Origin of the sequence: Rhizobium sp. RSm-3 (assembly GCF_001854685.1) — a bacterium.
In the GTDB taxonomy this organism is placed as follows: domain Bacteria; phylum Pseudomonadota; class Alphaproteobacteria; order Rhizobiales; family Rhizobiaceae; genus Rhizobium; species Rhizobium ecuadorense.
This window is the reverse complement of the sequence record NZ_MAWZ01000057.1, coordinates 312,891-324,650: the sequence shown is the minus strand read 5'-3', so window position 1 is coordinate 324,650 and position 11,760 is coordinate 312,891. Positions and strand designations below refer to the sequence as shown.

The window sequence follows — 11,760 nt, the reverse complement described above, 5'->3', positions numbered from 1 at the left end:
GGGTACAGCCCGGGCAGATCCCTGACAGAATGAACCGGGTTGATGGTTGACAAGTCATAGTGCATCGGAGGGAGGGCTTCCGATGCCATTTGTGGAGACTTGTCGCATGGAAGAACGTGTTCGGATGCTGTCGGACTATGTTTCGGGGCATTGGAGTGTGAGTGATCTTTGCCGTCGTTACGGTGTGAGCCGGGAGACATTTTACGCCTGGCGCAAGCGGCAGATGAGCGGTGCGGAAGACTGGTTTGTCGACCGCTCGCACGGTACGGTTTCGTGCCCACATCGCACGCCGGCAGCCCTTGTCGATCAGGTGATTGCGCTGCGTCAGCGGTTTCCGCATATGGGGCCGCGCAAGCTTTTGGCATTGTTGCGGCGCCAGTCGGCGCAGACATCTTGGCCGGCGGCCTCGACGATCGGCGACATCCTCAAACGGGCAGGTCTTGTGGAGACTTCCAGGCGGCGGCGCAGGGCCCTGGATCAGGGTCGCCCGTTCAGCGAGGCAAGACAAGCCAATGATGAATGGAGCGTGGACTTCAAGGGCTGGTTCCGCACCCGCGACCAGCAGCGCATCGATCCGCTGACGATCAGCGACAGCTACAGCCGGTTTCTGATCGATGTGCGCATTGCTCCGCAGACCATCGAGGGCGTGCGGCCGGTGTTCGAAGAGGCCTTCCGCACCCATGGCCTGCCGTTTGCGATCCGCTGTGACAATGGTTCGCCCTTCGGCAGCCATGGAGCCGGCGGCCTGACCCGATTGTCGACCTGGTGGATCAAGCTCGGCATCGAGGCGCACTTCATCACGCCGGCATCGCCCCAGGAGAACGGCAGGCACGAACGCATGCATCGCACTCTGAAGGCCCAGACATCCAAACCGCCGGCCGACAATGCCGGCCAGCAGCAGGTCCGTTTCGATGCCTTCCGCCAGCACTACAACGAGGAGCGCCCGCATGAAGCGCTGGGCCAACGCCCGCCCGCCGACCTCTATCGGCCCTGCCAGCCGCGCGCGATGCCTGAGCGTCTCGACGATCCCTGGTATGATGCCGACCACCAGGTGCGCCGTGTACGTGACAGCGGCGAGATCAAATGGAAGGGAGGCCGGCTGTTCGTCAGCGAAGCCCTTGCCGGCGAACTCGTCGGACTGAGCGAGCTGGAAAACGGCGATCACGTCGTGCGCTTCTGCAACCGCGACATCGGCCTCATCGGCCTGGACGGCCGCTTCCGTCGCTTCGCTCCGCCGCGCCCGCCCAGGCCGATGAGGCCCGAAGCAGCACACACGACAGAATGAAAACTGTCAGGTATCATCCCGGTCCAAAGTGTCGACCATCAACCCGGTCGTTCAATCGGCACCAACCGGACAGCTCCCACCCTTCAGCCATCCAGCCCCTTGAAGCGCACCGGTTGGTAGCCGCGCATCAACAGGCTGCCGAGTGAATAGGTATTGCGGCAGACGCGGCCCTTGCAGGCGTTCGGCGAGGCTTCCATCACCTCGACCTTGCGGTCGTCGGTGAAGCGCATGAACAGCAGCACATGCGAGCCGGGCTTGTTCAGCGCGTCGCCCGGCCGCATCGACCAGGGGTCGGAGACGCGCTTGGTGATATCAGGGATGGCGCGCGTCGAGACATGCATCTTCAGCCCCCAGGCGTCGCTGACGAAGCCGGAGCAGTCGACGCCGAGGATATTGGTTTGCGGCGCGCTCTTGGTGCAGACATTGCCGGCGGTCTGGCCCTTCTCGACGCCGTCCATGAAATCCTCGAGCCGGGTCTTGCAGCCCCAGCAATAGGGAACGCCCTTCACCGTCTGACCGCGTTTGCCGATCAGGTAGATCGGCCGGCGCAGCCGGTTCATGTTGATGCAGCCGGGGCCTGGGTCCCTGCCATAGGCTGTTGACGTCACCAGCCAGTTCAGCGTCTCGAAGCCGATCGCCCGCTCGATGACATCGCTGCGCGATTTCGGCACGATCGCCACCTTCGGCGCCTTGCCGGGCTTGCCGGCTACGAGCGGCTTGGCGGGTCGCGCGACGGCAAGCTTTCGGCCAGGGTCGCGGCCGTCGAGCCGCAGCACCTGCGCCCGGCTTTCCTGAGATCTCAAATAGAGCACGTCGCCGCGCGGGCCGATCGCCACGAAGCGCCGGGAAAAGACCGTGCCGGGGTCGATCGGCAGGTCATAGACCCGGTCCACCGCCCCGTTCGGCGTGAAGCGCACCACCAGCATGCCGGTCCGCTCCGGCTGATCGGCCGGCACCAGCTCGACCAGCGCATAGGGCCGGCCGGTCGTGTCGATGTCGAGAAGTTCGACGGTGCCGATGCGGCCCTCGGCGGAGAGCTGCAGCGACAGGAAATTCTCCTCCGAGCTGCTGCGCCGCAGCAGGATTTCCGCCTTGTCGTTTGCCGCCGAGACTTCGGCGACGATATCGCCGAGCCCGCGGCTCGGCACATATTGAATGACCGGCGGGCGGGCCGCCGGCCGGCTGGTGCTGCGGCCGATCTCGTCGACGATGCTGTTCAGCGGCCCCGGCGGCACCGAGCCCATCGAGGCGAAGACCGAGCGGGTATAGTCGTCGGCATCGCCGCCATCGACGGCGCGCAGCGTCTGGGACCTTCCATCGGCTTCGGTGGCGCGCTCGAGTGGCACGACGCCATCCGACCAGAGATAGAGTTCGTTATGGACGACGGCGAGATCTTCGGGCGCGGCATTTTCCGGCAGCGGCAGGATTTCGGGCTCGGCCTGCGAGCGCTCGGCATCGATGGCGAGCACGCGGCCATTGTTCTGGTCGAGGATATAGATGGTGCCGTCGTCGCCGACGGTGATCGCCGCCGGCCCCGATGCCTCGACTTCCTCATTGGCGGAAATGATGCCGACCGAGCGGCCGCCATTCCCGCTGCGAAGTTCGATCATCACAGTGTCCTTGGCGAGAACCGGCGAGGCGGCCGCAAGTGCCGCGGCAAACAGAATATGCGACCCAAGACTACGCATGTCCTCGACCCCCGAACAGGACGATGTCAGGCCGGCTCGGCCCTCTATGACCGTCAAGTCTTCGAAATGGTAAGATAGATGCGCCTTGTCAGCAAGCCGTTGCTTTCCAAACGATTTGGAGATCTGCGCCTGGAATAGTACAAGATCATGGTCTCCAAGTTTTGCGGGCAGGGAATGCTTATGCTGGAATGGAACGGTGACGAACTGGCGCTCGACATCAGCCTGCTGGAGCAGGTGCGCGCCGCAAGGATAGGCTTCTCCGATCGCGTCTGCGCGGCCTCGCAAAGCGCCGACGACAAGCATCTGGCGCAGCTGCGCTCCGAGCCGACCTATCTGATGGCCGAGTTCCTCTATTCGATGAAGGTCTTCGGCATCAACACGGCCGAGGATATCGAGCGCTTCGCCGATCTGCACAATGATTACGTGGTGTCGCTGACCCGCGACCCGGCCAAGCTGCAGCGCCTCGGGCTGTCGCAGGATCGGGCGCTCGCCTCGATGTTCACCGCCGACACCAAGCCGCGGCTGATCCAGAACTGGGCGGAGAAAGCAGGCGCCATCGACCAGTCCAATCTCGCCCGTTTCCTGGTGGCGGTGATGTCGAGCGAGACCTGCCGCAAGACGCTGATCGATTTCGAGACGGCGGGCTTCATGCAGCGCAAGCGCTCGCCCTATGGCACCATGGTCGTCTGGTCGACGGGCAAGATCGAGGAGATTTTCGGCGACATGCTGCGCGATCTGCGCCTCAGCCTGCAGCAATTGAAGATCCTCTAACCAGCCGATTTCAGCCCTCCCAATCGATGGGCACTGCGCGCCGTTGCCTTCCTTTCGGCCTCTCCCTATTGTTTTAAGCAACTTCGCGCGAATGGCGCCCATAGGACGGATGTGACGACGATGACGAAATCCCGGCTCATACCCCTGTCGATCTGCCTGCTGTTGGCGCTTGAACCCCAGCTTGCCCATGCCGGCCCGGCCGAAGACGCGCTTGCGGCGCGCAACCCCTCGCTTGCCGCACTGCGCCATCATGACGAAAAGGCCTTTGCCGCAGCGACCGCGATCATCGCCGAACACGAACGCGCCAAGGGGCTGACACCCGGCGCCGACAAGCTGCCGGATGCGACCTCGCCCGGCCGCGACATGGGTTCAGCGCCCGGCAAGGAATTCACGATCGATAATCCGGATATTCTCTGGCTCTACAATTCCTCGCCCGAAGGCATGAGCGACCTGATCTCGATTTTGAAATCAGCCGGGCAGAAACCCAAGAACTAAGCATCGTTCGCAAGTCGAAAAGACTAGATCCGGCGGCCGATAGTGCCGATCAAGAGTCTTGATCACGTCTTTTCCGGGACGGTTTCTTCCTGGCTCCAAATAATTTGTAACCCTCCCTCAAGCAAGACAGGCAAAGCCATCCCAATTTCGCCGGTCAGTGCTATTCTCATCTTCAACACAGTGTGAGATTGTTCGAAGAGGAGGTTTTTCCATGTTGCACCGCAAAGCCATCCTAGCCGCAGCTACCTTTCTCTCGTTCTTTGCGGTGGTTCCCGCCGTCGAGGCGCAGAACGAACGCACACTGACCGAAGCGCCGGCGCAGACCGGCCCCGTCAGCATCACCTTCGATCGCGCCGAAGCCAAATATGCCATCGGCGAAGTCGTCGGCCTGTTCATCCAGTCGACCGAAAATAGCTACGTCACGGTGCTGAACGTCTCGCCGAACGGTTCCGTCATCAAACTTTTCCCGAACAAATATCAGACCGATGCCCTCGTCGGGCCCGGCAAGCGCGTGCAGGTGCCGGATCCGGCCAGCGGCGCCCGGCTGCAGGTCTCCGGCCCTGTGGGTCAGGAGCAGATCAAGGTCTTCTATTCCTCCAAGCCGCTGACCATCTTCGCCGATCTCGGCGGCAGCGGCAGCGGCATGTTCCGCTCGGTCGACGGCGGCATGGATGCCGTGTCCCGCAGCCTGGAAGAGGCCCGCAGCCTCGGCACCAAGATCAGCAGCAAGACGCTGATGCTGACGACGGTCGACAGCCCGGCGGCCCTGCCGCCCGCAGCCGCCCCACCTGTCGCAGCCGCCCCCGCCGCCAAACCGGTCGAACAGGCGGCCAAGCCGCCTGTTACGCCGAAGCCGAAGCCGGTGATCAAGCAGGAAGTCGCCAAGAAGCCGGACACGGTGGTGGAAAAACCCAAGCCCGTCGCCCCGAAAAAGGTGGCGCCGAAGCCTGTGGAGCAGGCGACGACGCAGCCGCCGAAGAAATACAAGATCGTCACCAATCTGGCGCCCGGCCAGGAGCTTGCCGCCGACGAACTGCAATTGATCGGCCCTGCCGACACCACCGCATCCACCCGGCCGACCCAATATAAGCAGCCGGCCCAGTCATCCCAGACCAAGATGCCGAAACTGCCGATGCCGCAGCTCAAGATGCCGCAATTCAAGCTTCCCGGCGGTTTCAGCATCAAGATGCCGCAGCTCAACCTCGGCCGCTCGGCCGAGCCTGGCCAGGCCGGCGAGGAAATCGAGGTGGCGAATGCCGACACGCCTGCCTGCACCGCCCTTCTCGACAAGCTGAACACCGCCGTTGCCGCCAAGGATATCACAGCCGCCGCGTCCGAGGCCGATGCGATTGCCGTCAGCGCCGAATGCGGCCAGTTCCAGGTCAATGCCCAGCGCCGCGTCGCAGCGCTTAGGCTCGCCGCCGCCCAGGAGATGATGGCCGCCAACCAGCCGGTCGCCGATTACGAGCCGCTGCTGGTCGCCGCCGACAGTCCGCAGGTGCTCTGGCAGGCCTCCGCCACACTCGGCGAGATCTATTTCTCCGCCCGCCGTTTCGCCGATGCCGCCGCCGATTATCAGCAGGCGATCGAGATCATCAAGAACGAGACCCGCACGCCGAAGGCGCCCCCGGCCGACACGATCTCCGATCTCATCCAGCGCGCCGCCCAGGCCCGCATCCTGGCCGCCAATCCGACGAGCGACAATCCTCAAGGCAGCTTCGTGCCGGCCGAGAAGGATCACCGCAGCGGCGTGCTCGGCGGCATCTATTCCGAAAATGTCCGCGGCATCGTGCCGGTCTCCATTCCCGTGCCGATCACCTTCGACTTCGACAAATCGAGCTTCACCTCGATCGGCACCGAGGCCGCTGAGGAGCTGCTGGAGGCGCTGAAGGAGCAGAAGCCCGGCCGCATCATCCTGATCGGCCATACCGACCGGCGCGGCGGCGACGATTATAATCAGAAGCTCTCCGAGCGCCGCGCCCAGGCCGTCGCCGATTTCCTCAAGAGCCACGGCATCGATGCCTCGATCGACGCCGAAGGCCGCGGCGCCTCCGAGCCGGTCGATGTAACGGCAACCGCAAACCTCACCGAAGACGATGTCGATGCGCTGAACCGCCGCGTCGAATGGCGCCGCGAATAGTGGGGGCGAGGGGAGTTTGGCCATGTCCGCATCCGTTTCCATGGCCGCCGCATTCGCCCTCCTCAGCCTGGCGGCCACTGAAAGCCTGGCAAGGACGATCGAGGCGCCGGAGCGCGGCGCCGTCCGGGCCGTGCTGATCGGCATCGATCTCTACCGCAACGTTCCGCCGCTGCACGGCGCCGTCGCCGATGCCGAGGACCTCTCGCTTTCGCTGCGTTCGGTCGGCGTCGAGGACATGACGCTGCTGAAGAACGGCGCTGCCGACCGCGAAGGCATCTTCCATGCGATCGAAGCCGTGACGGAACGGGCAGGGGCTGGCGATCTCGTGGTGCTCGGCATCGCCGGCCACGGCTCGAGCGAGCCGGAGCGCGTCAAGGGCTCGAAACCGAGCGGCCGCGACGAGGTCTATGTGCTTGCCGGCTTCGATACACGGCTGCCCGGATCGCGCGAGCGCATCTTCGGCGACGAGTTCAAGGTGCTGATCCGCAATCTCGAGACCAAGGGCGCCGATGTGCTCTTCATCGCCGATACCTGCCATGCCGGCGGCATGACCCGCGATGTCGATCCGCGCGGCGCCGAGATCACCTGGCGCCAGGCGCCCTCCTATACGATCGAGCAGGACGACCTCGCGCCGATCTCGACGACGGCGGACGCACTCTCCACCGGCTTCGATTACAAACGGCTGACCTTCCTCGCCGCCGTCGACGACAACACCAAATCGCCCGAAATCTCCATTCCCGGCATTCCGCAGAAACGCGGCGCGCTGAGCTATGCCACCGCCCGCGCCTTCGAAGGGGCGGCCGACCGCAACGGCGACGGCGCCGTCAGCCGCCGCGAACTCTTCGAATATGTGCGGCAGTCGGTCTATCAGTTCACCGACCAGCGGCAGAACATCTTCACCGAAAGCCCGCCGGGAACCGATCTCGACCGCGCGGTCGTCTATAATTACGAAGGGGCGGGAACGACGGCAGAAGCAGCGAAATCATCCACGCCGCCGCCAGCCGAGCCCGCGCCGATCAGCGTTGCCGCCCTCGGCGCCGAGCCGGTGCTGCAGGGCATCGATCCGGCCGTCACGCCGTTCAAGCTGACGGAAGGTGCGGATGCCGAACTGGTCTTCGACCCGGAAAAACGCGAGGCGATTGCCGGCGGCGATGTCGTCGCCTCCGGCATCGGCGCCGGCGACATGCCGTTCGTCGTCGACCGGATGGCCGCGCTCGACACGCTGAAGCGGCTGTCGGAGGGTAACCCGCAGACCGTGCGCGTCACCCCGTCCGATACGGTCCATCGCGAAGGTGAACGTGTCGGCGTCGCGGTTTCCGATCTGTCCGGCCGCAAACTCGTGCTTTTCGACGTCACCGGCGACGGGACCGTGCAGTTCCTCTATCCCGGTGAGAAAGAGGTCGATGCTGGGATGCCGGCGAGTTTTGATCTCGATCTCTCCGTCGTCGCCCCGTTCGGCACCGATCTGCTCGTCGCCGTCACCTCGGAAAAGCCGATGCCCGATCTCGTCGAATTCCTCAAGCAGAACGACAGGCGCCGCACCGCCGGCAATATCGCCAGGCGGCTCGGCGACGTCCTGCCCGAGGGCGCCCGCGTCGGATTTACGGTCCTCTATACCTCCGCCGGAGCCAAGCTATGAGCGCGTCGATCAGCAGGATCCTCACTATTACCTCGGTAGTACTGCTTCTGGCTGCCCCTGCGCTGGCGCAGCAGGATACCGATTTTGCCGGCGAGGATGGCGGCCGTGTGATCGGCGGCCAGGCGGCGAAGAAGGGCGAATGGCCCTGGCAGGTAAAAATCCTGGCGCCCGATCCCGAACAGCGCGGCCGCTTCGGCGGCCATTGCGGCGGCTCGCTGATTGCGCCGCGCTGGATCCTGACCGCCGCCCATTGCGTCACCAGCGGCCGCTCCGGCAAGCAGGATCTCTTCGCCCGCGACCTGTTGATCGTCGAGGGCAAGTCGAAGATCGACAAGGTCATTTCGGTCGACGGGCCGGATAAGCCCGGCCTTGCCGTCGAAGACGTGGTCATCCACGAGGATTTCGACCGCAAGGTTTTTGCCAACGACATCGCCCTGATCAAGCTGGCCGAACCTGCCGTCTCCAGGCCGGCAGTCCTCGCCTCGGCCTCGGACGAAGACGTCGAGGTCGCCGGCCACAAGGCTGTCGTCACGGGCTGGGGCTACACCAAGGCCGATCACGGATGGGACGACAAATACCTGCCGACCGAGCTGCAGGAAGTCGAGCTGCCGATCGTCCCGCGCGAGGATTGCCGCGCCGCCTATCGCGACAGCTCGATGCGGATGAACCCGATCGACGAGCGCAATGTCTGCGCCGGTTATGCCGAGGGCGGCAAGGATGCCTGCCAGGGCGACAGCGGCGGCCCGCTGGTCGCTCAGCGCCCCGACAAGAGCTGGATTCAGCTCGGCATCGTCAGCTGGGGTGCGGGCTGCGCCGAGGCCGAACATTACGGCGTCTATACACGCGTCGCCGCCTTCCGCGACTGGATCGCCGCCAAGACCGATGGCGACGTACCGAATGTCGAAACGCCGGCCGCCGGCGATCAGGTCGCCTCGACCACCACCACCGGCGCCGGGACGAAGCTGAGACAATCCGGTCAGAAACTCGCCAACCTCTCCATCACCACCCCGCCCGCCGGCGATACCGCCCCTGCCGCCACGACCGAAACGCCTGCCGACGATTCCGCACCGGCTGGCAAGCCGGCTGCCGAGGAACCCGCCGTCCAGCCGCCCGCTGTCGAGACACCCGCTGTCCAGGCCCCTTATGGCCAAACGCCCGGGATCCAAAGCTCACCCGGCGACCGTGTGCTGCTGATCGGCATCGACGACTACGAGATGCGCGAGGCAAAACTCACCGGCTCCGCCACCGATGTGAAGGCGATGCAGCTCTTCCTGGTGAAGACACTCGCCTACCGCCCGGAGCAGATCCACACGCTGACCAACCGCAAGGCGAGCCGCGAGGCGATCCTTGCTGAGATCGACGACTGGCTGGTACGCCAGTCGACGCCCGGCAGCCGAGTCTTCCTCTATTTCAGCGGCCAAGGTTCAGAGGAAATGGGCGCCGAGGAGACGACCAGCCCGACGCTTGTCGCGGCCGACGCCAAGCTGGTGCGCGAGGCAGGCAAGGTCACGGTCACCAACCAGATCCGCGAAACGGAAATCGCCGCGCGGCTGAACAGCCTCAAGGACCGCCGCGTCACGCTGCTGATCGATGCCTGCCATGTCGGGCCGGGCAGCCGCAGCGCGGTGGCCGCCCCCTCCGGCAATGTCCGTTGCCTCGGTCCGGCGCTGGCCGCGCTCGAACCGCCGAACAAGTCGGGCAAGGAAGCGAAATTCTCCTTCGGCGGCGAGAACGCCATGGTCTGGTCGGCCGTCAATTCAGGCCAATGGGCGCTGGTCGACCGCGAGGCCAAGCCGCCGGCCGGCGTCTTTACCCGCCGCTTCATCGAAGGCGTAGAGGATGGCGTGGCGCGCGCCGCTGACAAGCCGAATGTCAGCAATGCCGCCCTGCTCGATTATGTCCGCCGCAAATCGGACGAATATTGCCGCACGCATGCGCAGGATTGCCGCTTCACCCCGGTGCCGCAATTTTATGGCCAGCCGGATGCGCTCGGCCGCGATGTCGTCACCGGCGAGGAGGCGAAAACCCCGGTCGCCGCCGTCGAGAACACGCTGAAGACGGACAATGAGGCCGGTGTTGCCGTCGACGTGCTGCCCGGCACCTCGGTCGGCATCGGCGACAAGGTGGCGATGCGGGTCTCGACCAAAAAGTCAGGCTACCTGATCCTGGTCGATATCGATGCCTCCGGCAAGCTGACCCAGCTTTACCCGAACAAGCGCTCGATGGGCCTGAAACCGACCGCGAAAAGCGGCGACAACCGGCTCGACCCGGCCCGGCCGGTCGTCGTGCCCGATGCGCGCAATCCCTATACCGGTTTCGAATATGTGGTGGAGGGGCCGGCCGGCGTCGGCATGGTCGTCGCCATCCTCAGCGACAAGCCGATCGAGGTGCTCGACCTGCCGGATGTGCCGACGCCGCTCGTCGGCCAGCGCGCCGCCTTCAACTATGTCTACGATCTCGCCCGAACTTTGAGGATCGTCGGCGACGACGAGACCGGTGCCCAGGGCAAATGGTCGTTCGATTCCAAATTCTATCGCATCCGCTGAAGAGGAGGGAAGCATGCTGAAATCCACTCTGCTGGCCGGCCTTGCCGCTTCCCTGCTGACGCTTGCTCCAGCTCATGCCGGCGACGGCAAATCGATGCTTTCAGCCCAGGCCGGGCTCGCGGCCGAACTGATCGACCGCACGCTGGCAAAGGAGGGTGCTGCCAATATCATGGTGTCGCCGGCAAGCCTTGCCGCAGCCCTTGGCCTTGCCAGCCTCGGCGCCTCCGCCGAAGGCAAGGCCGCAATCGCCAAGGGCCTCGGCTTCGGCAGCGAGGTGAAGGGGCCGCAGACGGTGCTTGACGCAATGACCCCGGAAAAGCCGGCAGCCGCGGATACGCCCTTGGCGACGGCGGTTGCGATCGTCTTCGACGACAAGCTGGCGCTCGCGCCCGACGCGCTTTCCATGCTCGCCACCCACCGGATCAAACCGTCGATCGAGGATCTCGACGGGCCTGAGTCGGTCGAGCATATCAACCTCTGGGTCAAGCAGACGACGCGGGGCGCCATTCCCGTTATGCTCGACGCGCCGCCCGGCGGCGGTTTCGTCAGCCTGGGCGCGCTGTCCTTCAAGGCGCGCTGGAAGACCTCCTTCGAGAAAGAAAGCCCTCCGGCCTCCTTTCAGCGGCCTGATGGATCGACAATTTTGGTGCCGATGATGCACCTCACAGGCGAGGGACAGAAATTCCGCTTCGACGAGAAATTCGCCGCCGTCGACCTTGCCTATACAGGCGAAAGCTACAGCATGGTCGTGGTGGCGGCGCGCTCCGGCAAGGGTGTCGCCGCCGCCGACCTGAAGGCGCTCACCTCCTGGCTGCAGGGGGAAAAATTCGAACCTGCCAAGGGCGAAATCTTCCTGCCCCGCTTTTCCCTGAGCGACGGGCGTGATTTGATGCCGGTGCTGAACGCGATCGGACTGACACCCGAAAAGGCCAAGCATTCGACCTTCCCTGGTTTTACCAAGGAAAACATTCGCTTGTCGCGCGTTCTTCAGAAGACGATGATCAAGGTTGACGAAAACGGCACGGAGGCGGCGGCAGCCACGGCAGCGATCACCGAACGCAGCATCGATCCCAAGCTCGTTCGCGTCGTCGCCGATGCCCGTTTTGCCTTCGCGCTCAGAGATACCAGAACCGGCCTGGTGCTGGCCGCAGGCCTTGTCGGCGATCCACTTCTGGCCGGCGAATAGAAATGCCAAT

The 11,760-nt window shown here is 64.6% G+C and carries 8 protein-coding genes; 7 read left to right on the top strand and 1 reads right to left on the bottom strand.

Annotated features, from left to right (window positions below; translation table 11 throughout):
- The first annotated feature begins 82 nt into the window (after window positions 1-82).
- Window positions 83-1,285 (top strand): integrase core domain-containing protein, encoded by a 1,203-nt coding sequence (locus tag BBJ66_RS28715; protein WP_049735329.1) that lies wholly within the window; start codon window positions 83-85, stop codon window positions 1,283-1,285.
- 83 nt (window positions 1,286-1,368) lie between these two features.
- Here BBJ66_RS28715 and BBJ66_RS28710 read toward each other — a convergent pair whose 3' ends face one another.
- Entirely contained in the window at window positions 1,369-2,973 is a 1,605-nt protein-coding gene (locus BBJ66_RS28710; protein ID WP_049732349.1) for a hypothetical protein, read from the bottom strand.
- A 180-nt stretch (window positions 2,974-3,153) separates the two neighbouring features.
- Between BBJ66_RS28710 and BBJ66_RS28705 the strand changes: the two genes are divergently transcribed.
- The 6 genes from BBJ66_RS28705 (at window position 3,154) to BBJ66_RS28680 (ending at window position 11,750) form a co-directional block, all read left to right on the top strand.
- Window positions 3,154-3,744, top strand: coding sequence for a hypothetical protein (locus tag BBJ66_RS28705; RefSeq protein ID WP_071091928.1), 591 nt, complete (start codon window positions 3,154-3,156; stop codon window positions 3,742-3,744).
- Window positions 3,745-3,864: 120 nt separating this feature from the next.
- Entirely contained in the window at window positions 3,865-4,239 is a 375-nt protein-coding gene (locus BBJ66_RS28700) for a hypothetical protein (protein ID WP_049732350.1), read from the top strand.
- Window positions 4,240-4,450: 211 nt separating this feature from the next.
- Complete coding sequence (locus BBJ66_RS28695; RefSeq protein WP_071091887.1) at window positions 4,451-6,379, top strand: DUF4384 domain-containing protein; 1,929 nt, start codon at window positions 4,451-4,453, stop codon at window positions 6,377-6,379.
- Between the two features lie 22 nt (window positions 6,380-6,401).
- Entirely contained in the window at window positions 6,402-8,018 is a 1,617-nt protein-coding gene (locus BBJ66_RS28690; RefSeq protein ID WP_071091885.1) for a caspase family protein, read from the top strand.
- Window positions 8,015-10,564, top strand: a complete 2,550-nt coding sequence (locus BBJ66_RS28685; RefSeq protein ID WP_071091882.1) for a trypsin-like serine protease — start codon at window positions 8,015-8,017, stop codon at window positions 10,562-10,564. Before BBJ66_RS28690 ends, BBJ66_RS28685 begins: the two co-directional genes overlap by 4 nt.
- Window positions 10,565-10,577: 13 nt before the next feature.
- On the top strand, window positions 10,578-11,750 hold the full coding sequence (locus BBJ66_RS28680; RefSeq protein WP_071091879.1) for a serpin family protein: 1,173 nt from the start codon (window positions 10,578-10,580) through the stop codon (window positions 11,748-11,750).
- The last annotated feature ends 10 nt before the right edge of the window (window positions 11,751-11,760 follow it).

What these genes read in the sequence shown, in the direction of transcription:
- BBJ66_RS28715 (WP_049735329.1), top strand. Translation starts at nt 83, where the DNA reads ATGCCATTTGTGGAGACTTGTCGCATGGAAGAACGTGTTCGGATGCTG.
- BBJ66_RS28710 (WP_049732349.1), bottom strand. Translation starts at nt 2,973, where the DNA reads ATGCGTAGTCTTGGGTCGCATATTCTGTTTGCCGCGGCACTTGCGGCC.
- BBJ66_RS28705 (WP_071091928.1), top strand. Translation starts at nt 3,154, where the DNA reads ATGCTGGAATGGAACGGTGACGAACTGGCGCTCGACATCAGCCTGCTG.
- BBJ66_RS28700 (WP_049732350.1), top strand. Translation starts at nt 3,865, where the DNA reads ATGACGAAATCCCGGCTCATACCCCTGTCGATCTGCCTGCTGTTGGCG.
- BBJ66_RS28695 (WP_071091887.1), top strand. Translation starts at nt 4,451, where the DNA reads ATGTTGCACCGCAAAGCCATCCTAGCCGCAGCTACCTTTCTCTCGTTC.
- BBJ66_RS28690 (WP_071091885.1), top strand. Translation starts at nt 6,402, where the DNA reads ATGTCCGCATCCGTTTCCATGGCCGCCGCATTCGCCCTCCTCAGCCTG.
- BBJ66_RS28685 (WP_071091882.1), top strand. Translation starts at nt 8,015, where the DNA reads ATGAGCGCGTCGATCAGCAGGATCCTCACTATTACCTCGGTAGTACTG.
- BBJ66_RS28680 (WP_071091879.1), top strand. Translation starts at nt 10,578, where the DNA reads ATGCTGAAATCCACTCTGCTGGCCGGCCTTGCCGCTTCCCTGCTGACG.